At 69.6% G+C, this 20469-nt stretch carries 22 protein-coding genes; 8 read left to right on the top strand and 14 right to left on the bottom strand.

The window, feature by feature from the left end:
• The first annotated feature begins 51 nt into the window (after positions 1-51).
• The 3 genes from cobF to ACQP2X_RS40770 are packed head-to-tail and all read left to right on the top strand — an operon-like array spanning position 52 to position 2150.
• Entirely contained in the window at positions 52-801 is a 750-nt protein-coding gene (cobF, locus tag ACQP2X_RS40780; protein WP_498691063.1) for a precorrin-6A synthase (deacetylating), read from the top strand.
• 3 nt (positions 802-804) lie between these two features.
• The gene (locus tag ACQP2X_RS40775; RefSeq protein ID WP_498691061.1) at positions 805-1197 is read left to right on the top strand and encodes a hypothetical protein; all 393 of its coding nucleotides are present in this window, start codon (positions 805-807) and stop codon (positions 1195-1197) included.
• 59 nt (positions 1198-1256) lie between these two features.
• Positions 1257-2150: a helix-turn-helix domain-containing protein gene (locus ACQP2X_RS40770; RefSeq protein WP_498691059.1), complete on the top strand. Its 894-nt coding sequence runs from the start codon at positions 1257-1259 to the stop codon at positions 2148-2150.
• A gap of 47 nt (positions 2151-2197) precedes the next feature.
• On the opposite strand, the gene ACQP2X_RS40765 is transcribed toward ACQP2X_RS40770, so the two are convergent.
• From ACQP2X_RS40765 to ACQP2X_RS40755, 3 genes are all read right to left on the bottom strand, one after another.
• Positions 2198-2398, bottom strand: a complete 201-nt coding sequence (locus ACQP2X_RS40765) for a DUF397 domain-containing protein (protein ID WP_498691058.1) — start codon at positions 2396-2398, stop codon at positions 2198-2200.
• Positions 2399-3336: 938 nt separating this feature from the next.
• Entirely contained in the window at positions 3337-4581 is a 1245-nt protein-coding gene (locus ACQP2X_RS40760) for a hypothetical protein (protein ID WP_498691056.1), read from the bottom strand.
• The gene (locus ACQP2X_RS40755; protein WP_498691054.1) at positions 4568-7285 is read right to left on the bottom strand and encodes a putative bifunctional diguanylate cyclase/phosphodiesterase; all 2718 of its coding nucleotides are present in this window, start codon (positions 7283-7285) and stop codon (positions 4568-4570) included. The genes ACQP2X_RS40760 and ACQP2X_RS40755 overlap by 14 nt, the downstream gene beginning before the upstream one ends.
• Positions 7286-7420: 135 nt before the next feature.
• Between ACQP2X_RS40755 and ACQP2X_RS40750 the strand changes: the two genes are divergently transcribed.
• Both ACQP2X_RS40750 and ACQP2X_RS40745 read left to right on the top strand, forming a co-directional pair.
• On the top strand, positions 7421-7903 hold the full coding sequence (locus tag ACQP2X_RS40750) for a permease-like cell division protein FtsX (protein ID WP_498691052.1): 483 nt from the start codon (positions 7421-7423) through the stop codon (positions 7901-7903).
• Between the two features lie 63 nt (positions 7904-7966).
• A complete protein-coding gene (locus ACQP2X_RS40745; protein ID WP_498691050.1) occupies positions 7967-8467 on the top strand; it encodes a permease-like cell division protein FtsX in 501 nt (166 codons plus the stop codon).
• Positions 8468-8470: 3 nt separating this feature from the next.
• Here the strand turns inward: ACQP2X_RS40745 and ACQP2X_RS40740 are convergent, their stop codons facing one another.
• The 5 genes from ACQP2X_RS40740 to ACQP2X_RS40720 all read right to left on the bottom strand — a co-directional run bounded on the left by ACQP2X_RS40740 (position 8471) and on the right by ACQP2X_RS40720 (position 12582).
• Positions 8471-9541, bottom strand: a complete 1071-nt coding sequence (locus ACQP2X_RS40740) for a DNA glycosylase AlkZ-like family protein (RefSeq protein ID WP_498691047.1) — start codon at positions 9539-9541, stop codon at positions 8471-8473.
• Positions 9538-9960 carry a PPOX class F420-dependent oxidoreductase gene (locus ACQP2X_RS40735; protein ID WP_498691046.1) on the bottom strand — a complete coding sequence of 141 codons (423 nt, stop codon included), beginning with the start codon at positions 9958-9960 and terminating at the stop codon, positions 9538-9540. The genes ACQP2X_RS40740 and ACQP2X_RS40735 overlap by 4 nt, the downstream gene beginning before the upstream one ends.
• Positions 9961-9970: 10 nt before the next feature.
• On the bottom strand, positions 9971-10486 hold the full coding sequence (locus tag ACQP2X_RS40730; RefSeq protein ID WP_498691045.1) for a P-loop NTPase family protein: 516 nt from the start codon (positions 10484-10486) through the stop codon (positions 9971-9973).
• Positions 10483-11133 carry a response regulator gene (locus ACQP2X_RS40725; protein WP_498691043.1) on the bottom strand — a complete coding sequence of 217 codons (651 nt, stop codon included), beginning with the start codon at positions 11131-11133 and terminating at the stop codon, positions 10483-10485. Before ACQP2X_RS40725 ends, ACQP2X_RS40730 begins: the two co-directional genes overlap by 4 nt.
• Positions 11134-11472: 339 nt before the next feature.
• Positions 11473-12582, bottom strand: coding sequence for a sensor histidine kinase (locus ACQP2X_RS40720; RefSeq protein ID WP_498691040.1), 1110 nt, complete (start codon positions 12580-12582; stop codon positions 11473-11475).
• Between the two features lie 112 nt (positions 12583-12694).
• On the opposite strand from ACQP2X_RS40720, the gene ACQP2X_RS40715 reads away from it, so the two are divergent.
• The gene (locus ACQP2X_RS40715; RefSeq protein ID WP_498691039.1) at positions 12695-13222 is read left to right on the top strand and encodes a hypothetical protein; all 528 of its coding nucleotides are present in this window, start codon (positions 12695-12697) and stop codon (positions 13220-13222) included.
• Positions 13223-13226: 4 nt separating this feature from the next.
• Positions 13227-13871, top strand: coding sequence for a dihydrofolate reductase family protein (locus tag ACQP2X_RS40710; RefSeq protein WP_498691037.1), 645 nt, complete (start codon positions 13227-13229; stop codon positions 13869-13871).
• On the opposite strand, the gene ACQP2X_RS40705 is transcribed toward ACQP2X_RS40710, so the two are convergent.
• A complete protein-coding gene (locus ACQP2X_RS40705) occupies positions 13814-14395 on the bottom strand; it encodes a TetR/AcrR family transcriptional regulator (protein WP_498691036.1) in 582 nt (193 codons plus the stop codon). The genes ACQP2X_RS40710 and ACQP2X_RS40705 overlap by 58 nt on opposite strands.
• Positions 14396-14414: 19 nt before the next feature.
• Here ACQP2X_RS40705 and ACQP2X_RS40700 point away from each other — a divergent pair, with 19 nt between their 5' ends.
• The gene (locus ACQP2X_RS40700; RefSeq protein WP_498691034.1) at positions 14415-15644 is read left to right on the top strand and encodes a beta-ketoacyl-[acyl-carrier-protein] synthase family protein; all 1230 of its coding nucleotides are present in this window, start codon (positions 14415-14417) and stop codon (positions 15642-15644) included.
• Here ACQP2X_RS40700 and ligD read toward each other — a convergent pair.
• The 5 genes from ligD to ACQP2X_RS40675 form a co-directional block, all read right to left on the bottom strand.
• A complete protein-coding gene (gene ligD / locus ACQP2X_RS40695; RefSeq protein WP_498691032.1) occupies positions 15611-16597 on the bottom strand; it encodes a non-homologous end-joining DNA ligase in 987 nt (328 codons plus the stop codon). The genes ACQP2X_RS40700 and ligD overlap by 34 nt on opposite strands.
• Positions 16598-16617: 20 nt before the next feature.
• Complete coding sequence (locus tag ACQP2X_RS40690; RefSeq protein ID WP_498691030.1) at positions 16618-16947, bottom strand: hypothetical protein; 330 nt, start codon at positions 16945-16947, stop codon at positions 16618-16620.
• Positions 16948-17065: 118 nt separating this feature from the next.
• The gene (locus tag ACQP2X_RS40685; protein ID WP_498701167.1) at positions 17066-17821 is read right to left on the bottom strand and encodes a carbohydrate ABC transporter permease; all 756 of its coding nucleotides are present in this window, start codon (positions 17819-17821) and stop codon (positions 17066-17068) included.
• 303 nt (positions 17822-18124) lie between these two features.
• Positions 18125-19018 carry a carbohydrate ABC transporter permease gene (locus ACQP2X_RS40680; RefSeq protein ID WP_498691029.1) on the bottom strand — a complete coding sequence of 298 codons (894 nt, stop codon included), beginning with the start codon at positions 19016-19018 and terminating at the stop codon, positions 18125-18127.
• Between the two features lie 64 nt (positions 19019-19082).
• On the bottom strand, positions 19083-20351 hold the full coding sequence (locus ACQP2X_RS40675; RefSeq protein ID WP_498691028.1) for an ABC transporter substrate-binding protein: 1269 nt from the start codon (positions 20349-20351) through the stop codon (positions 19083-19085).
• Positions 20352-20469: the final 118 nt, after the last annotated feature.

Here is a 20469-nt window from a genome sequence, read left to right as displayed (position 1 = left end):
GTCGACCCCCGAGAGGCGTATCTCCGGCGGCGCTACGGCAGACTTGCCCGGGTGCGGAAAATCTGTCTGATCGGGATCGGCGCCGGCGACCCGGACCACCTCACCCTGCAAGCGGCCAAGGCCATCGGGCGTACCGACGTCTTCATCGTCCTCGACAAGGGCGAGGTGAAGCAGAACCTGGTCGACCTGCGCGAACGCATCATCCGCGGCTATTCCAAGCCCACCCGCAAGATCGTCGAGGGCCGCGACCCCGACCGCGACCGCACGCCGGCCGACTACGAGGGCACGATCGCCGACTGGCGCAGCCGCCGGGCCCTGGTCGTGGAGGAGCTGATCATCGAGCACCTCAAGGAGGACCAGCAGGGTTCGCTGCTGGTCTGGGGCGACCCCGGCCTGTACGACTCGTCGATCGCCATCGTCGAGGAGGTGCTGGCCCGGGGCAACGTCGAGTTCGAGTACGAGGTGATCCCCGGCATCAGCAGCGTCTCGGCGCTGGCCGCGAAACACCGGGTGCCGCTGAACCGGGTCGGCCGCCCCTTCCAGGTGACGACGGGCCGGCGCCTGGCCGAGGGCTGGCCCGAGGGCGTGGACGATGTGGTGGTGATGCTGGACGCGCAGCAGGCGTTCACGGCCCATCCGGAGGCCCAGATCTACTGGGGTGCGTACGTGAGCACCGACGACGAGATCCTTCGCTCGGGGCGCGTGGCCGACGTGGCCGACGAGATCGTCAAGACCCGCCAGGAGGCCCGCGATCAGCACGGCTGGATCATGGACACGTACATCCTGAAGCGCGACGCTTAGCCGGTGACCGATCCCTACGCGACTTTCGAGGACCGCGTCGTCGCCGAGTTCGGCGACGGCCATGACGTGGAGGGCATAGCGGCCCGCTACGGCCTGACCGTCGCCCAGGTCTACGCCATCGTCGAGCGCGAGGTCGGCCCGGCGGCCCCGCCCTACTATCCGCCACCGCCGCCGGGTTACTACCAGCCGCAGCCTTATCCGCCGCCGGCCTATTCCGCGCCGCCGCCCCCGGCTGGGTACTACCCGCCCGGCGTTCCCGCCTGGGTGCCCCCTGTGCTCGACGAGGACGCCATCGTCGCCGAGTACGGCGAGGGGCACGACCTCGGCGCGATCGCCCACAAACACGGCATCACCCCCGACCAGGTGCTCCAGGTGGTGCAGCGGGCCCTGGGCTGACCATCCACTATGCTGCGAATCACTCGGCGAATCCGTGCAGATGCGTGACAGAGGTGCGTATGGCGAGCGGTCTCGATCCCATGGTGCAGCGCCGGCGCCTGCGGGTGGAGTTGCGCAAGGCGCGTGAGGCCGCGGGCTTGTCCCAGAAGGACGTCGCACCCGAGATGGACTGGTCCGATTCCAAGCTGATGAGGATCGAGGCGGGCGCGGTCGCCATCGCGGTCAACGATCTTCGCGTGTTGCTCCAGCTCTACGGGATCACCGACAAGGAGCGGATCGCCTCGCTGATCGCGATGGCCCGGGCCGCCAAGGAGGCGGCCTGGTGGCGGCCGTACTGGGACGCGGACACCATGACGACCCACTTCGCCAATCTGCTCAGCTACGAGTCGGCGGCCTCGATCATTCGCAACTACGAGCCGCTGCTGATGCCCGGGCTTCTGCAGACCGAGGATTACGCCCAGGCGACGCTGGCCGAGATGGCGCCGCTGGCCGCCGACGCGGTCTCGGTGGGGCGGGTCGACAACCTCGTCAGCCTACGGATGAAGCGTCAGGAACAGCTGAGTTCCCGAGCGGATCGGCCGGAGCTCTTCTTCGCGCTCGACGAAGCGGTGCTCTATCGGTGGGTCGGCGGCCCGGGCACGATGCGCCGCCAGCTCGAACGGCTCGCGGCCACGCTCGAACAACCGGACGTCACGATCTGGATCGTTCCGTTCAGCCAGGGGCTCTATCCGCGCATGCGAGGGGCGTACGCCCTGCTCGAACTTCCCTCGGCCGACGAGAGCGAGGACATCCTCTACCTGGAGGATCCTCGGGGGGAGTGGCTGATCCGGGACGACATCGAGGAGGCGGCGAGCTATCTGGAGGCCTTCTGGGGCATCGAGCAGGTCGCGCGGAAGAACGAGGACGCGCTGGTGCTCGTGGAGCGCGCGGTCGCGAGCCTCGACCGGTCCTGAGAGGTTCGGCGTCCGGACGGACGGGCCGCCCGGACGCCGGGTCGTGCCTACGCCGGAAGGTCGAACTCTCCGTCGTTGACGCCGCCCACGAAGGCGGACCATTCGCTGCGGGTGAACCGGAGAACGGGTCCGCGCCCTTCCGCCTTGGTGTCACGCACGAGGACGACCTCTTGATCGGCCTGGTAGGAGACCTCGACGCAATTCCCGCCCGCGCTGCGCGTGCTCGTGCGCCATTCACCTGATTTCATTGAAGATCACCTATGCCTTGAGAGTTGCCGAAGGTATTGCTGAATGCTGTCTTGCGGTTACAATAGGCTCGGGCGTCGAGGCTTGTACGCCATTTGGCTGATAAGCCTGATGGAGTCACGTCATAACCCGCGTGTGAGTTAACCGCGCAAGGGTACCGCCGTCGGGCTTCGCTGTCCATTTTCGGAATTGAAGGAATCTCACGATGTTCGTGTGGTGAATAGTGGACTACGAAATTCTGCCACCTGGCAGATTGCCGTTGGCAGACCGCCATGTCCGGTATGCCGCCGGACGCCGTGCCCCCGGCAGGCCGTCGGACTGCAACTCGGCCGTTGCAGGCCTCGGTCAGGCACTTTGCGACCCGGCGGGGCGGCGTCGGTCCGTATGCGATCGTCAATCGGGCGCCCGGCGAATGGCCTTTCATCGGCCGGTAAAAGTCAGAGCGCCATAGTGCAAGCGGATACTTGGCAACTAAGGATCGATCTCGCATACTGATTGCGGATCCGCTGCCTCATGACTCGACGGCAGTGCCAACATTCGAGGCGGCTACCTCGAATCAGGCCGGATTGTCCGCTTTCTACGACGGGCAATCCGGCCTTTGTCGTCGGATGATGATTTGTGGCTGGAAAGTCCTTGTGATTCTGGGGCACAATTACCGAGTGTCAATGATCCTTCACTTTCGGGCGTGAGTGGAAGATCTAATTCGACCGGGGGAGGAGGTGCTACGGATGCGCAAGGATTTCATGGACGTCGTGAGAGAGGCGATCGGATCGTGGCCCGCAACATTTCGCCTCTGCTTGATTCTCGTGGTAGCCGCCACGATCACGATGTACTACTTCCTCATGGGGGTGCCGGACCTGCCGGGTCTCATGAGGTAGCGGATCCGGGAAGAGCCCCGTCCCAGCGGCAACTGGGCGGGGCTCGTCGCTGTGCGGAGACTTCAGTGGGCGAGACGGCGGAACAGGTGCGGAGCGGTGGTCAGGCCGGCCCAGATGATCAGGGACAGGACGCCCAGGATCAGCGCGCTCGTGCTGGCCGCCATGCCGATGGCGGGGGCGGCGATCATCATGGGCAGGGCCCGTACGGCCACCGCGCCACCCAGCGCCCGCACCGACGCGCTGTAGGCCAGGTCGCGGGTCAGGGTGCCCGGTTGGGCCTCGGCCGCCACCCGGGCGTCCATGTCGCCCTCGAAGGCGGTGGTGGCCAGGCCCGCGCTGAACTGGGCCAGGAGCACGAACGGGGCGTAGACGGGAGCCAGGATCCAGCCCGCCAGCATGCCCAGGCCCCACAGCGACCACCGCAGCACGGCCGGCAGACCCAGGCGCTCGATCCAGCCGACCGCGCTGTCGGCCAGCAGGGTGCCCAGGCAGAACGCCACCGCCGCGCCGGCCACCCAGCCGCTTCCGTACAGCTCCTCGGTGACCGGGACCGCCAGCAGCGACGGGCCGGCGGCGATGAGCATGACCCCGCCGCCGGCGATCATGAGCCGGGGCATGGGCAGGCGCCAGCCCGGTTTGGCGTGGCGGCCGCGGGCCGGTGAGCGGGTGAAGACCGAGCCGGCCGGGACGATCCGGGCCCGGCGGGCCACCACCATCACCGGCAGCAGGGTGCCCAGGAAGACCACGTAGACGGCGTGCATCAGCCAGCCCGCCGGGTGGCCGCCGGGACCGGTCGGCAGCAGCGCGGCCAAAGCCGTTCCCGCCGCCTCCACGCCGACGATGCAGATGACGAACCGGGTCATCGTGCGCGGGGACGCGTCCACCGCCGTCACCTCGGCCCGCAGGCCGGCGTATCCGGCCCAGGCCGCCGTGTGCATGATCAGGATGAGCACCGCGACCAGACAGGCCGGCAGGCCCGAGATCACGCCGAACAGGACCAGGAAGCGCATCGGCAGCTCGACACCGGCCGCCGTGCGCAGCAGGGCCCGGCCGTTGAGGCGGCTCGACAGCCAGCCCGCGGCCGGGGCCGAGAGCACCGTGCCCACCAGCATGGCCGCGTTGTAGAGGGCGGCCTCGCCCAGGCCGCCCCGGGCCGTGCCCATGAGCACCACGAAGGTCCAGCCCAGGGCCATGCCGAACGAGTCGACGACGCCCGTGACGAGCAGCTCCCGCAGCCGTCCGGCCCGGCGCAGACCGCCGGGGCCGGAGGCGCGGTGGGTCCCGCGCCGCCGATCAGCCAGTAACACGGGCGCCCTGGACGAACAGCTGCCCGGCCTGCTCGGCCGGGACCGGGCGGGAGAAGTAGTAGCCCTGCGCGAAGTGGCAGCCCATCTCGCGCAGCGCCTCGAGCTGCACGAACTCCTCGATGCCCTCGGCCACCGTGTCCATGCCGAGGCTCTTGCCGAGCTGCACGATCGTGTCGGCCAGGGCCGTGTCGTCGGTGAGGGCGCCGAGGCGTTCCACGAACGAGCGGTCGATCTTCAGCGTGTCGACCGGGAAGCGGCGCAGATAGGCCAGCGACGAATATCCCGTGCCGAAGTCGTCGATGGCCAGCGTGACGCCCAGCGCCTTCAGGCGTACGAGCTGCTCGAGATTGTCGTCGGTGTCGGTCATCAGGACGCTCTCGGTCATCTCCAGGCACAGCTGGTCGGCCGGCATGCCGGTCTCGGCCAGGATGCCGGCGACGACCTCGACCAGGTCGGCCCGGTCGAACTGGCGCACCGAGACGTTCACGGCCATCTTCACCGGGCGGCCGCCCGCGTGGGACCAGGCGACGGCCTGGCGGCAGGCCTCACGCAGCACCCAGCGGCCCAGCGGCACGATCAGGCCGGTCGCCTCGGCGATCGGGATGAACTCGGCCGGCGGGATGAGGCCGCGCGACGGGTGCTCCCAGCGGGCCAGCGCCTCGAAGCCGATCACCTCGCCGGTGGCCAGGTTGATCGTCGGCTGGTAGTGCAGGTGCAGCTGGTGCCGTTCCAGCGCGAGCCGCAGGTCGGCCTCGAGCTCGAGACGGGCGACAAGACCGGAGAGCATTTCCGGGTCGTACGTCGCGTAGCCGCTCCCGCCGGCCGACTTCGCCTTGTACATGGCCAGGTCGGCGTTGCGCATGAGCTGCTCGGCGCCGTCCTTGGCGTCGCCGAGCATGTCGGCCGTGGCCAGGCCGATGCTCGCCTGCACGTGGATGTCGCGGCTCTCCCCGCCGAACGGCGTGTCGAGCGCGTCGATGATCCGCTGGGCGACCTGCTCGGCCTCGTCGGCGTCGCCGCCGGGAGCGGTGGTGATCAGGACGGCGAACTCGTCGCCGCCGAAGCGGGCCACGATGTCGGCCGAGCGCACCGAGGCCCGGAGCCGGTCGGCCACCTGCACCAGGAGCTGGTCGCCGGCCAGGTGCCCGAGGCTGTCGTTGACCTCCTTGAACCCGTCCAGGTCGAGGAAGAGCACGGTGACCTGGTCACCCTCGGTGCGGTGGTGCAGGGCCTCGGTGACCCGCTCGCGGAACAGCGCCCGGTTGGCCAGCTGGGTCAGGGCGTCGTGGTACGCCTCGTGGACGAGCTGGTCCTGGAGCTCCTTGCGCTCGCTGATGTCGCGGGTGTTGAGGACGAGCCCGGCCACGCTCGGGTCGCTGAGCAGGTTCGTGATGGTCATCTCGGCCTGGCGGACCCGCCCGTCACGGTGGTGGACCACCAGCTCCAGCACGGTCGTCGCGTACGGCCGGCCGGCCACCTGCCGCAGCGCCTGGGCCAGCCGCAGACCCGACTCGGGGTCGAGCATCTTGGTGAGCCGGCGGCCGGTGAAGACCCGGGCCGGATAGCCGAAGACGCGCTGCACCGACTCGCTCTGGTAGAGCACGTCGGCCTCGGGACTGACCACGGTGACGACGTCGGAGCTGTGCTGCACGAGCGCGTGGAACCGCTGCTCGCTGGCGAACAGCTCGGCCGTGCGGTCGGCCACGCGGGCCTCGAGCGTGCGGGTGAGGTTGCGGTTCTCCCGCAGCGTGAGCAGTTGGCGCCCCACGATGAGCAGAATCAGCGCCGACCGCGTGTACGCCACGAAGAGGTTGCTGTGCCCCGTCTTGGCGTACCAGATGACCGAAGTGAGAAGCGCGGCCAGAACGGCGACGTAGGGCAGCAGGATGCCGACCGGCTGGCCGTTGTCGGCCTCCTCGTCGTCACCGGCCGGCGGCACCGGCTTGGCCGCGGCCAGCAGGATCAGCAGGAAGCCGGCGAACCAGCCGATGTCGGTGGGCCCGCCCGAGCTGTAACGGTCGACCAGGCTGAGATAGGCGTACGCGATGTCGGAGACCGCGAAGGCCGAGATGCCGGCGCCGACGAGCGCGAGCTGACCGAACGTACGCCCGTGCCGCCGCTGCTGGGCCAGCATGTAGAGCACGATCGTGATCGTCACGACGTCGCCGAGCGGATAGGCCAGGCTGATGTAGAGCGCGAGCCCGCTGCTCTCACCGTTCGCCAGAAGCGGCGACACCACGAAGATCCAGGCGATCAGCACGAGCGAGCAGGCGATCATCAGGCCGTCGATGACGCTGCGGACCCGGTTGGCGACACCCTGGGTGCGGCTGGGCAGCACGAGGAGCCCGATCGGGGTCAGCAGGGTCATGCCGAGATAGCCGATGTCGCCGGCCGAGGGGAACGGCAGCTCCTCGCCGCGGGCCATCTCCAGATAGGTCCAGACGCCCTCGCCGAGACCCCAGCTCAGCACGCCGAGCCCGATCAGGGCCCAGCCGGCCCGCATCCGCCCGGCGAACGAGCGCGCCCGGGCCAGGCAGGCGACGGCGGCCAGCACGGCCGCGGCGCAGAGCCCGAAGTTGGAGACCGTGCTCGTCACGTCGTCCCCGCCGATGCCCACGCCGAGGACCACGGCGAAGACGGCGATGAGCGCGCCGGTCAGCGCACACGCCGCATACCAACGGCGTGGAGCGGTGCTGCCTGCCATCTGATCTCCGGTCGTCCGGGGCGGTGGTCTATCCCGGAGATCGGGTTGCGGCGGCGTGCCTTGAAGGTTTCGGCTGAGGCGCGGCTGTGTTCTCGGGTGCAAATCGGGTGCGGGACCTTCTATACGATGCCCGGCGTGAGCGAACCTTCCCCCCTCGCGTCCCGCCGGCCACTCCTGATCGCGGTCGCGGTCCTCATCGCCCTCCTCGGCATCCTGGCCGGCGCGGCCGGCGGTGTGGGCTACCTGCTGTACGAGGGCTTCGAGAAGCCGGACGTGAAGGCGTACAAAGTGACGGTCTGGATGAAGCCGGAGGCGACCGAGGAGCAGAAGGCGGCCATCCGCGCGCAGCTCGAACAGCTCCCGAACCAGACCGGCATCGAGTTCACGAGCAGCGCCGACTCGTTCGCCGACGCGAAGGAGCTCTACAAGGACCGGCCCGACCTGCTCCAGGCCCTGACCCCGGAGAAGATGCCACAGTCCTTCCGGCTGACCGCGGAGAGCGCCACGTTCGACTGCGGTTCCCTGCCGGCCATCCGCAAAATGCCCGGATACAGCGACCTCCAGGTCGGCCGCATGGCCTCCAAGACCGAGCCACCGGCCTCGATCGCCTGCTACTAGCTGCCTGACGATCGCGCCACATCGGTTCCGCAATTTGCCGCACCGGCCCCTACGCTGCCCGGCGTGACCGAGTTCCCCACGCCTGAGCCCTACACGCCGCCCGCGCCCGCGCGCTTCAGCACCAGGGCGATCGTCTTCGCGGTCGCGCTGTTCGCCCTGCTCGCGGGCGCGGCCGCCGGCGCCGGCGGCTTGCTGCTCGCCGGTTTCCGGGAGCCGGTCGAGCATGCGTACGTCGTCATGGTCTACGTGAAGTCGGAGGCGACGAACGAGCAGACGGCCGTCATCCGGCGCCAGCTCGACCAGTCTCCCCACGACGGCGAGGTCGAGCACCAGAGCAGCGCCGAGAACCTGGTCTCGGCGAAACAGGCGTACAAGGACCAGCCCTACGTCCTCGAAAAGCTGACGGAATCGGTCGTCGGCCAGTCGTACAAGGTCACGGTCACGGCCGTGACCTTCGACTGCGGGACGCTGCCGTCTCTTCGCAAGCTGCCCGGAGTCACCGACATGAGAATCGCCCAGTCGGGCACGGAAAGCGAGCCGGCCGCCGTGATCATGTGCCCCTGAGCGTCAGAAGTCGGCGGGGAGGTCGAGGCCCAGGCCGAGCCAGGTCGCCAGGTCCTGGATCTCTTGCAGGACGGCGGCGTCGGTTGCCTTGGTGAAAGGGACGTCCTGGTGGACGGCGTCCACCCTCAGGACGCGGTTGCGGTGGTCGGCGGTGACGTCCAGCTTTCCGATCAGGCGGTCGCCTCGCAGGATGGGCATGGCCCAATAGCCCCACTTGCGCTGGGCGGGCGGTTTGTACATCTCCAGGGCGTAGTCGAACTCGAAGAGGTCGAGCATGCGCTTGCGGTCGAAGATGAGGCGGTCCAAGGGGGAGAGCAGCGCCGTGCGGCCGGTGAAGGGGAGATCGAGGTACGCCGGGTCCACCCGCCAGGTGCCCCGCACGCCCCTGACCGTGGCGGGCTCGCCGGCTTCGAAGCCGCGGCGAGGGCGGAGCAGGCCCTGGGAGCGGAGCAGCCGTTCGTCGCGGATCCTGGTCGCCTCGGGCTCGGGGACGGTCTCCGACGGGTAGACGCGGTGGGCCAGGTCCCAGAGCTTCTCGCGGCCGTCGCGGTCGCCGATGGCTATCTCGCCGCGCGAGGCCAGGCACTCCAGCATCATCGTGAGGCTGCGGTTGTTGTTCCAGCCGGAGGACGACCACGGGACCTTGCACGTGTCGGGGAGCTCGGACTGGGGGAGCGGCCCGCCGTCGTCGAGGCGGCTCAGGATGTCGCGGCGGCAGTCGGCGTTGGCGGCGACGAAATCGTGGGCCCTCGGATGGCTGAACTGGTCGTCCGGGTCGTCCCAGGCCGACATGCGGGCCTTCAGGAGCGAGATGTCGGCGTACGGCCTGATCATGCCCTTGAGTTCGATGAAAGTACGGTCTTCGAGGGCTTCCGTGAGGTGCTCGGCGCGATAGGAGGAACCGAGGCGGCTCCAGGCGATCAGGTCGGCGTTCGGCGCCACGGCGCTCGTCTGGTCGTACTGAAGAAGGGTCAGATGCTCCACCAGCTCGGAAAGCCCGCGCGGGCGGTCGCGGGTCAGGAGCTGGGCGCGCACGGCTATGCGGCGCGCCTCCGGACGGGTGAGAACTATCAAGCGGCGACCCAGCCGTAAAGGTGTTCGACCTTTATCGAGCAGACCAGGCGGCCGTCGGTGATCATGGCGCGGCGGAAGTCGTCCCAGTCGGGGTGCTCGTGGCCGGTGATCAGACGGTAGATCTCGATCAGCTCCTCGACCACCGGGTCGTCGAGCCGCCAGGCGACCGGGCTCAGCTCGGCCGTGCCCTCGCCGACCGCGTAGCCGTGACCGTCGGAGGCGGTCACCTTGATGCTGACCCGGGGATCGCGGCGCAGGTTGTGGACCTTGGCCAGGCTGGTGCGGGTCGAGAAGCGGACCAGACCGGGCAGAGCGATGTAGCTGACGTCGGACAGCTGCGGCCGCCCGTCCTTCTTGATCGTCGCGACGGTGCCGAGCTTCCCCGTGGCGATGACATTCCACAGCACGTCATCAGACATGGTTCTGACCTTAAAGGGAGGCGAGCCAATCGCGTGCCTCTCCGGGCGACCGCAACAGAATCGTCCGGGGAAAATCCGGGTCGGCCTGCCACCGGCGCATGCGGGCGCGTTTGCGGCCCCACGAACGGAAATGGAAGTACAGAAGCGAATCGCGGTCGAGGAAAAGATTGCGGAACGACTCCCGGTTCCCGTTGCAGGTCTCGGTGCGCCGGACCAGGCGGGTCAGCGATCGTCGGAGGAGCCGGAAATAGGAGACGTGGCGCGCCATGTCGAGCCCGACGATCAGATCGGCCCGCCGCAGGACGATCTCGGCCCATTTCTGGTACGCCGCGTCGATCACCCAGGCGTCGGCGGCGCACACCGCGCGGATGCGGTCGCGCTGGATCTCGTCGGGCACCTCGACCCAGCCCGGTTCCCACATCAGATCGTCGATCGAATGGTACGGAAGGCCGAGGCGCTCGCCGATGCGGGCGGCCAGCGTCGATTTGCCGGCGCCGGTGACGCCGTACACCAGAATTCTCTTCATCCCGCCAGTCCGTCCTCGAAGGCGATGATCACCAGCTGGACGCGGTCGCGGACGCCGAGCTTCGCGATGGCCCGGCTGATGTGGGTCTTGGCGGTCAGCGGGCTGATCACGAGCTGGTGGGCGATCTCCTCGTTGGACAGGCCGGCCGCGACCATGCGGACGACCTCGCGCTCCCGGTCGGTCAGCACGGCCAGCCGGTCCTCGCCCTTGGCGGCGGCGACCGGCCGGTGCGCGAACTGGCCGACCACCCGGCGGGTGACGCTCGGCGAGAGCAGGGCGTCACCGGCGGCCACCACCCGGACCGCCTGCCGCAGGCCGTCCGGGGCGATCTCCTTGGTGAGGAAGCCGCTGGCGCCGGCTGCCAGCGCGGCGAAGACGTACTCGTCGGTCTCGAAGGTCGTCAGAATGATCACCTTGATGTCCGGGTTCTCGGCGAGCACGGCCTTGGTGGCGGCGATGCCGTCCAGGCCGGGCATCCGGATGTCCATGAGGATCACGTCGGGCTTGAGCGAACGAGCGGTGCGGACGGCCTCGTCACCTGTGGAGGCTTCGCCGACGACGTCGATCTCCTTGTCGCGCCGCAGCAGGCTCCGGAAGCCGGCCCGCACGAGGTGCTGGTCGTCGGCGAGCAGAACCGAGATCGTCATCGTCTCCTCCGCTTGTTGTCCACAATCATCGGTTGTCCACAGGCCCTGCCCCGCCGGCGTGCGAATTTGGGAGGATGGCTGTGTTGGATGGGGGCGCCCCCTTGGGAGGGCGGGGTGTCGGTGCCGGCCGGCAGAGCTCGACGGCTGGCGCTGTCTGACCGGCGGTCTGACCGGCGCCACCGCGACGAGAGTCTTCTTCCCGGCTCCGCGTGCGGGCTCAGCCGCCCCGGTCCTGTGGCCGATCCCCCTCCGCCCGCACGCCTCATCGGTTCCGGCACCCTTCGCGATCCCGGGCGCCGCTGTCGCACGCCTTCCCGCGTGACCCTTCCCCGGGAGCCGTCAAGCCGCGATCGGGATCGTTGCTCGTACGGCGAAGCCATCCCGGCCCGCGCCGGCCGTCAGCGCGCCGCCCAGCGCCGCCACCCGCTCGCGCATGCCGGCTATGCCGTTGCCGTCGATCACCACGTCGGGAACCGTGCCGTTGTCCTGCACGTCGACCACGACGCTGGCCGGCGCGTATCGGACCGTGACCGCGACCCGGCTCGCCCCCGCGTGCCGCACCGTGTTGGTCAGCGACTCCTGCACGACACGGTAGACCGCTGTGGCGACCGGGGCCGGCACCGACGCGCGCTCGCCGAACTCGTTCAGTGACACCGCCAGCCCGGCCGATCTCACCTGCTCCGCGAGCCTTTCCAGGCCGTCCAGCCCGTCGGCCGGCTCGCCGATCGCCGGCGCCGCGCCCTCCCTCAGCACGTCGACCAGCGACTTGAGGTCGGTCATCGCGCGCCCCCGCACCTCCTGGGCCAGCCGCAGCGACGACCGGGCCTCGTCGGGGTCGCTGTCGAAGCTGTCCAGCGCGACGTTCAGGTGGACGCCGACCACAGCCAGCGTGTGGGACACGACGTCGTGCAGGTCACGGGCGATGCCCACCCTCTCCTCGGCCCGGCGCCGGCGGGCGTCCAGTTCGCGTTCGTGCTTGTCCTGTTCCAGGCGGTGGGCCACCTCGCTCTGCCAGCGGACCGTGCTGCGATAGGCCGTGGCGGCGGCCAGCACCGCGGCCAGCCACAGGGTCTCGCCGCCGACGTGGGCCAGTGTCCATTCGGCGCCGTGGCCTTCGGCCACGAAACCGTCCCAGGCGAAGCCGTACGCCAGGGCGGTGCCGCCCGCGATCACGGCCGTGCGCAGGTGGCCGGCGAGCACGACCGCCACGAAGGCGGCGGTGGCCGGCCACACCCAGCCCGAGTCGGCCAGGGAGCTGCCGCGCATGCCGTCGATCAGCAGCAGGGAGAGCACGAGCACGGCCCGGGGCCAGCGGGCGGCGAAGAACGCCAGGACGGCCAGCCAGGCGGCGAGCGTCAGGGTCATGACGGTGTCGACGGTGCCGCCGGTGATGGCCAGACCGGCCGGGACACCGACCAGGGTGAGCGTGGAAGCCAGATATCTGTTCATGGACGGCACGCTATTTTCGCCGGGGGGCCCGCCGCGTCGTCCCGCCGCCGTCACCTGCACCGACGCCTCCCGACTACTTCCGTACACCGAACGGAGTACTTAAGGTAGCCGGGTGACCGCCGCGGAACTACTGGCCGCCTCGGGCCGCTTCCCGATCGCTCCCGGGCTGACCGGCGCCGAGCTCGGCGCGATCGAGGAGGAGTTCGGGTTCTCCTTCGCCGATGACCATCGCGCGTTTCTGGCCGCCGGGCTGCCGACGGGCCGGGGCTGGCCCGACTGGCGCGGTCCCGATCGCGCGGCTCTGCGGGAGCGGCTGGCCTGGCCGGTCGAGGGCGTTCTCTTCGACGTCGGTTCCAACGATTTCTGGTACGGCGGTTGGGGCCCCCGGCCGCAGACGGCCGAGGCCGCCGTCGCCGCGGCCCGCGGATATCTGGTGACGGCCCCGCGGCTGGTGCCGGTCTACGCGCATCGGTTCCTGCCGGCGGGCCTGTCCGGCCACCCGGTCCTGTCGGTGTACCAGACCGACGTCGTCTACTACGGCGCCGACCTCGGGGACTGGCTGCACCGCGAGTTCGGCCTGGGCCCGGCGTCCCCGAGCGAGCCGAGGGCCACGGTGCCGTTCTGGCGCGATCTGCTCTAGACCGATGAGTTCCGCGTCCGGCCCCGGTCTGACCGGCATGACTGCGACCTACACGTTCGACGTGTTCACCAGCCTCGACGGCTTCGGCGGGGTCACCGACCCCTCGTGGGGCGGATATTGGGGCAAGCAGGGCCCGGAGCTGCTCGCCCACCGCCTGGCCCTCTACGAGCCGGCGCAGCGGATGGTGTTCGGGGCCAACACCTACCGCGCCTTCACCCAGCTGCTGGCGGCCGGTGACGAGGAGACCGTGGGCGATCCGTGGGTGACCCGGATGCGCCACCAGCCGGCCATCGTCATCTCGAACACGCTGACGGGACCGCTCGACTGGCCGGACGCGACACTCGTCGAGGGCGACGCCGTCGAGGTGGTGGCCCGGCTCAAGCGGGAGTCGGACGTGCCGCTGCGCTCGCACGGCAGCCTGGCCATGAACCGGGCGCTGATGGCGGCCGGTCTGGTCGACCGGCTGCAGGTGACGGTGTTCCCGGTGGTCACCGGGCGGACCGGTGACGACCCGATCTTCGCCGGGGCCGCCGACTTCGATCTCGATCTGCTGGAGACGCGGACGCTCGACGGCCGTACGCAGGAACTGGTCTACCGGCCGGCGCTGCGCACCGTCAGCACGCCGGCCAGGTCGACGTCGGCCGACTGACCGCCGTATCCGCTCTCGGAGATCAGCCGCGCGCCGAAGACGGTGGTCCAGAAGGTGCGGGCCTCGATGGCGGCCGGCCGGTCGATGACCCAGCCCCGGCGCTCGAGAACGTCCACCAGATAGCGCTCGGCCTGGCGGAACAGCACGGTCAGGCTCTGCTGGACCGAGGCGTGCAGCTCGGGGCGGAGCCGGCTCACCGCCATCGCGTGGACCGCGACCGGCACCGCGGGCAGGGCCAGCGCCGTGCGGGCCAGGGCCATGCGGAAGGACTCGGGCGTACGCCGGCGCAGGCCGATCGGTTCCAGCCGTTGGGCCTGGTGGAGCAGGAGACGGAAGGCGGCCTCGACGAAGAGCGCGTCCTTGGAGCCGAAGTAGTACGTGATCTGGTGCGGGTGGGCGCCGGCGGCGCCGGCGATGTCGGCCACGCTCACCGCGGCCGGGCCGCGCTCGGCGAACAGTTCCTCGGCGGCGCGCAGGATCGCGTCGCGGGTGCGGCGGCCGCGTGCGCGTGGTGGCTCGGTCATAGTTGTACGCTATACAACTATGACGGATGTTGTGATCACCGGGCTGGGTGCGACGACCCCACTGGGCGGCGACGTCGACTCGCTCTGGCAGGGCATGCTCGAGGGCCGCTCGGGCGTGCGGCGCATCGACGACGTGCTGGCCGGCTACGCCCACCTCGACGAGCTGCCGACCCGGATCGGCGCGCCCATGGCGGTCTCGCCCGACACGGTGCTGGAGCGGGTGCAGGCCCGCCGGATGGACCGCTGCCAGCAGGCGGCGCTGGTCGCGGCCCGGCAGGCCTGGGCCGACGCGGGCACGCCGGGCGTCGAGGGTGAGCGGCTGGCCGTCGTCATCGGCACCGGCATCGGCGGCGTCACCACCCTGCTCGACCAGGACGACGTGATCGAGGAGAAGGGCCCGCGGCGGGTCTCCCCGCTGACCGTGCCCATGATGATGCCGAACGGGGCCGCCGCCTGGATCAGCATCGAGCTCGGGGCCAGGGCCGGCGTCTACACCACCTCGGCCGCCTGCGCGTCCGGGGCCGAGGCGATCGCCCAGGGCGTGCGGCTGATCCGGTCGGGCGAGGCCGACGTGGTCATCGCCGGTGGCTCCGAGGCGTGCATCGCGCCGATCACGGTGGCCGGGTTCGCCCAGTCCCGCACCCTCTCCAAGCGCAACGACGAGCCCGAGCGGGCGTCCCGGCCCTTCGACGTCGACCGCGACGGCTTCGTGCTCGGCGAGGGCGCCGGGGTCGTGGTGCTGGAGCGGGCCGAGTTCGCCGCGGCCCGGGGCGCGCGGCCGGTGGCCCGGGTCGCCGGCTTCGGGGTGACCGCCGACGCGTACCACATCACCGGCCCCGAGCCGTCGGGCGAGGGGCAGATCCGGGCGCTGCGGGCCGCGCTGCGCACGGCCGGGCTGGCGCCGGGCGACATCGACCACCTCAACTGCCACGCCACCTCGACCGTGGTCGGTGACGTGGGCGAGGTGGCGGCGATCCGGGCCGCGCTCGGCGAGGACGTGGTGCTGACCGCGCCGAAGGGCGCGATCGGCCACCTTGTGGGGGCGGCCGGCGCGGTCGAGAGCATCGTCACGGTGCTGTCGGTGGCCGAGGGGCTCGTCCCGCCGACCCTGAACCTGGAGAACAAGGAGCCCGAGGTGACGCTCGACGTGGTCACCGGCGAGGCCCGGAAGATGACGATCAACGCCGCCATCTGCAACTCGTTCGGCTTCGGCGGTCAGAACGTGTCGCTGCTGTTCACCCCCGCCTGACCGGCCTCGCGGCGGGCCTTCGCGCGCCGCTTGCCCTCGTGCATGGCCTGGACCCGGGCCACGGGGATGGCCCGGCCCTCCTCGATCAGCCCGGCGTCCAGGGCCTGCGGGGCCGGCATGTGCTCGGCCCAATCGTGTCCCTCGGCCAGCAGGGCCGGTGCGGTGTGGACGGTGAAGTCGGCCGGCGTCACGTCGTCGAGGTCGTCCCAGGCGACCGGGAACGACACCGGGAGGCCGGGCCGGACGCGGGGGCTGTAGGCGGCGGCGACCGTGGCGCCGCCCGAGCGGGTGGCGTCGAGGAAGACCTTGCCGTGGCGGTCCTCGCGGATGAACGCGGTGGTGGCCAGCTCGGGATCGAGCCGCTCGGCCCGGGCGGCCACGGCCCGCGTCGCCGCGGCGACCTGTTCGGCGTCGGCCTTGCCGTCGAGGGGCACGAAGACGTGTACGCCCTTGGAGCCGCTGGTCTTCACGGCGCCGGCCATGTCGATCTCGGCCAGGGCGGCCCGCACCAACCGCGCGGCCTGGACGGCTTTCGGGAAGCTGTCGCCCTCGGGCGGGTCCAGATCCATGATCAGGTGAGTCGGGTGGTGGTCGCCGGCGAGCATGAGCGCCGGGTGATATTCGATGGCGCGCTGGTTGCCGAACCAGAGCAGCGTCCGCCGGTCGTTGCACAACGCGTAGGTGACCTCCCGATGCGACGCCTCGGCCCACACCGCCGTGCGCGGCACCCAGTCCGGCGTATATTTCGGGAGATTCTTCTGCATGAATTTCTCCTGGCCACGCAGCAGCCGGATCACCGACAGCGGGCGGTCACGCAGCACCGGCAGCATGCGATCGCCGACCGCGCCGAGATAGTCGATCAGGTCGCGCTTGGTGGCGCCGGCGCCGTCGTACAACTCCTGATCGAGGTTTGTCAGCGTGACCCCGTCGCGCTCCTCGCCCTTGTCGGCCATGAGGCCATCGTGCCCTACATTCAGCCGAGCTGGGCGATGCCGGCCGCCGGAAGAGCCATGAGCAGGGTGAGTACGACGTACAGGCCGCCCAGCCCGAACCGGCCGTTCCGGGTGGCGAGCGCCGCGGCGGTGAACGGCAGCGCGACGATCAGCACGGTGGCCAGGGTGAAGGCAGCACCGGAATCGGTGATCAGGCCGTAGAGGACCACCAGCGGTACGACCACGAGCCAGGCCAGGGTGACCGCGATGATCCATAGGTGGAGCGTCGTACGGCGTACGTCATCGGCTGGGTCTTTGTGCAGGGCGTAAGCCATGCGCGCGGCGAAGCCGTCCACGTCCTCGGTGGTCACGAACCAGAACTTTAGGGGCAACGGCCGCCGGACGCTTCGTCCCGAATGGGTGAGAGACCAAACCTTCACCTACGGCTTCCCGGCGGGCCATCGGACCGCGCCGGGAAGCCACGCCGGCTCAGCTCTTGACCGAGCCGGCCATGAGCCCGCCGATGAACCAGCGGCCGAGCAGCACGTACACCACGAGCGTGGGCAGCGACGTGATCAGCGCGCCCGCCATCGAAGCCGCGTAGTCCGGCGACTGCGCGCCGGCCAGCGCGTTGAGCGCGATCGTGATCGGCCCGTTCCGCGTGTTGGACAGGAAGATCGCGAACAGATAGTCGTTCCAGGCCGACGTGAACTGCCAGATGACCGTCACGACGAAGCCCGGGATCGAGATCGGCAGGATGATCCAGGCGAAGGTGCGCAGCAGGCCCGCACCGTCGACCCGGGCCGCCTCGACGAGCTCCTCCGGCACCGTGGTCGCGTAGTAGTTCCGGAAGATCAGCGTGCAGATCGGGATGCCGTAGACGCAGTGCACGAAGACCAGTGTCGGGATGCCGGGCGGGATGCCGATCGTCGTGACGATGTCGCGCAGCGGGATCATGACGGCCTGGTACGGGATGAACATGCCGAACAGGATCAGCGTGAACACCAGATCGGCGCCGGGGAAGCGCCAGCGCGACAGCACGAAGCCGTTGGCCGCGCCGATCACCGACGAGATCAGGGCGACCGGGATGGCCAGCTCGAAGGTGCGGATGAAGGACGCGTGCAGGGAGTTCCAGGCCTTCTCCCACGACGCCAGGGTCCAGGTCTCGGGCAGGTTCCACTGGCTCGTGACGCCGATGTCGGAGCCCGACTTGAAGCTGGTCACGATCAGCACGTACATCGGCATCAGCACGATGATCAGGAAGAGCAGGACGAGCGCGTACTTGACGATCGAGCCGGGACCGAAGGGCCGGCGCGGCTTGGTGCGCGGCTTCAGCGACTCCAGCGCCTCTTGCGGTGCTGCGACGGCGGTCATGCTGAGCCTTCCTCTCGCATGCCCTTCTGGCCCTCGCATGCGAGGCCATCTTTCGGTGCGGCTGGGTGCCGCTCGGTGCAGGCGGTCATGCTGAGCCTTCCTCTCGCATGCCCTTCTGGCCCTCGCCTGCGAGGCCATCTTTCGGTGCGGCTGGGTGCCGCTCGGTGCAGGCGGTCATGCGTTCTTCTCCGCCCGGTTGGTGTAGATCAGGTACGGGACGATGACGACGGCCACGAGCAGCAGCAGGATGATCGAGATCGCCGCGGCCTTGGCGTAGTCACTGGTCAGCAGCGTCTGCCAGACGTAGACGGCGGGTACCTCGGTGAGCCACTGCGGACCGGAGACGCTCATGATCAGGTCGAACATCTTCATCGACATGTGGCCGAGGATGATCAGCGCGGACAGCGCCACCGGCGTCAGCTGCGGGAAGATGACGTTGCGGTAGAGGCGGTACGTCGAAGCGCCGTCCATCGCGGCCGCCTCGCGCAGCTCCTGCGGGATGCCGCGGAAGCCGGCCAGGAACAGCGCCATGACGTAGCCGGAGAGCTGCCAGATGGCGGGCATCGCCATCGCGGCCATGCCCCAGTTCGGGTTGGTCCACCACGAGTTCTGCAGGAAGTCGAGCCCGATCGCGCCGAACACGGCGTTCAGGCCGCCCGCGTTGTCGCCCGTGTTCGGGTTCATCAGCCAGCGCCACACGACGCCGGAGGCCACGAACGAGACGGCCATCGGGAACAGGTAGACCGTACGGAAAAAGCCCTCGCCGCGGACGCCGCGCTCCAGCAGGAAGGCCCAGAGCAGGCCGAAGAACATCGCGCCGACCAGGAACACCACTGTGAAGATCAGCAGGTTCTTCAGCGAATGGGTGAAACGGTCGTTGATGTCGTCGGTGAACAGCTTGGTGTAGTTCTCCAGGCCGACGAAACCCTTCGACCCCAGGGCGGTGTGCTCGTCGGACACCGAGACCTTCGTGGTCCAGGCGATCAGGCCGTAGACGAAGACGGCGAGCAGGATGAGCGAGGGGGAGAGCAGGAGCAGTCCCGGTCCCCATTGCCTCAGGCGGCGCATCAGGGCTCCTTACTGGGAAAGGCGGGGCGGCTATTTCGCCGCCCCGCCCCGTTCACCGAGAGACTTACTTCTTGACGAACTGCTGCGCGGCGGAGGCGAGAGCCTTCTGCAGCGCGGCCGCGTCCTGGTTGGTCGAGAACGCGCCGAGGGCCGAGTTGGCCGCACCCTGCCAGCCCTGCGAGCAGGCCGAGCCGTGGGCGCAGGACGGGACCTGGGTCGCCGACTTCCAGTCGGCCATCGCGGCCTGCTGGTACTTGGGGTAGTCGGCCGGGCTGGCGTCCGTACGAGCCGGAATCGAGCCCTTCTTGGTGTTGAACGCCTTCTGGCCCTCGGCCGAGCCGACCGTCTTCAGCCAGCACTTGGTGCCGTCGGCGTTCTTGGCGCCCTTGGGCAGCACGAACGAGTCGGCGAGCCACTGGAAGGTGGTGCCGTTGCCCGGGAAGGTGAAGTAGCCGTAGTCGGCGAACTTCTTGGCGTCCAGGTCGGCCGCCTCCCAGTCACCCATCAGCTGGTACGCGGCCTTGCCGTCCATGACCAGCTTCTCCGCGTCCGTCCAGTCGAGGGCGTCGCGGTCGGTGTTGGTGTAGGTGAGCAGCTTCTTGAAGTCGTCGATGGCCTTGGTGACACCGGCGTCGTTCCAGTCGGTGCCGCCGTTCCACAGGCCGGTGAACTTCTCCGGGCCGAGGTCGGTGATCAGGACCGACTCGAACAGCATGAGCTGCGTCCAGTCCTTGCCGATGGCCAGCGGGGCCTTGATGCCCTTGGCCTTGACCTTGTCGAGGTCGGCGAAGAAGCCGGCCAGGTCGGTCGGGTCCTTGGTGATGCCGGCGTCGGCCACGACCTTCTTGTTGGTCCAGACGACGTTGGCGCGGTGGATGTTCGCCGGCACCGAGTAGATCTTGCCGTCGACCGTCAGGTTGTCGATCAGGCCCTTGGGGAACGCCTGCTTGAGGCCCCACGAGTCGTAGTCGGCACTGATGTCCTCGACCTGGCCGGCATTGATGTAGTCCTGGAGCTCGGCGCCGGCGTGCGCCTGGAACGTGTCCGGCGGGTCGCCCTGCTGGAGCCGGGACGCGAGCACCGACTTGGCGTTCGCGCCGGCGCCACCGGCCACGGCGCCGTTCTCGAAGGTCTGCCCGGCACACGAGGTGCCGAACTGGGCGACGAGGCCGTCGAGGCCGGCCTTCTCACCGCCGTCGGCCCACCACGTGAAGACCTCGACCTTCTTGGAGCCGGAGTCGCCGCCACTGTCGTCACTGGACCCACAGGCCCCGGCCGTCAGGAGCGCGGCAACACCGACGGCCGCCACCGCAGCCCGTCGAGTGATGCGCATAGTTGTCTCCCATCGAGATATTGACATCGTTGTCACACGATTCGGGAGTACGGTGCCGCCTGAGCGCACGGGTGTCAACGACTGTTTCCGTGTCGTTACGTGCGAACACTGTGGATCC

Source organism: Actinoplanes sp. CA-131856, assembly GCF_050956135.1.
Taxonomy (GTDB): Bacteria; Actinomycetota; Actinomycetes; order Mycobacteriales; family Micromonosporaceae; genus Actinoplanes.
The sequence above is the reverse complement of the archived record's forward strand: the minus strand, read 5'-3'. Positions and strand labels throughout refer to the sequence as shown.

Coding starts and splice junctions, on each gene's coding strand:
- ACQP2X_RS40770 (WP_498691059.1), top strand. CDS start 1,257: ATGGCGAGCGGTCTCGATCCCATGGTGCAGCGCCGGCGCCTGCGGGTG.
- ACQP2X_RS40755 (WP_498691054.1), bottom strand. CDS start 7,285: ATGGCAGGCAGCACCGCTCCACGCCGTTGGTATGCGGCGTGTGCGCTG.
- ACQP2X_RS40700 (WP_498691034.1), top strand. CDS start 14,415: ATGACGGATGTTGTGATCACCGGGCTGGGTGCGACGACCCCACTGGGC.
- ACQP2X_RS40680 (WP_498691029.1), bottom strand. CDS start 19,018: ATGCGCCGCCTGAGGCAATGGGGACCGGGACTGCTCCTGCTCTCCCCC.
- ACQP2X_RS40765 (WP_498691058.1), bottom strand. CDS start 2,398: ATGAAATCAGGTGAATGGCGCACGAGCACGCGCAGCGCGGGCGGGAAT.
- ligD (WP_498691032.1), bottom strand. CDS start 16,597: ATGGCCGACAAGGGCGAGGAGCGCGACGGGGTCACGCTGACAAACCTC.
- ACQP2X_RS40725 (WP_498691043.1), bottom strand. CDS start 11,133: ATGACGATCTCGGTTCTGCTCGCCGACGACCAGCACCTCGTGCGGGCC.
- ACQP2X_RS40685 (WP_498701167.1), bottom strand. CDS start 17,821: ATGCCGATGTACGTGCTGATCGTGACCAGCTTCAAGTCGGGCTCCGAC.
- ACQP2X_RS40705 (WP_498691036.1), bottom strand. CDS start 14,395: ATGACCGAGCCACCACGCGCACGCGGCCGCCGCACCCGCGACGCGATC.
- ACQP2X_RS40720 (WP_498691040.1), bottom strand. CDS start 12,582: ATGAACAGATATCTGGCTTCCACGCTCACCCTGGTCGGTGTCCCGGCC.
- ACQP2X_RS40710 (WP_498691037.1), top strand. CDS start 13,227: ATGAGTTCCGCGTCCGGCCCCGGTCTGACCGGCATGACTGCGACCTAC.
- ACQP2X_RS40730 (WP_498691045.1), bottom strand. CDS start 10,486: ATGAAGAGAATTCTGGTGTACGGCGTCACCGGCGCCGGCAAATCGACG.
- ACQP2X_RS40735 (WP_498691046.1), bottom strand. CDS start 9,960: ATGTCTGATGACGTGCTGTGGAATGTCATCGCCACGGGGAAGCTCGGC.
- ACQP2X_RS40675 (WP_498691028.1), bottom strand. CDS start 20,351: ATGCGCATCACTCGACGGGCTGCGGTGGCGGCCGTCGGTGTTGCCGCG.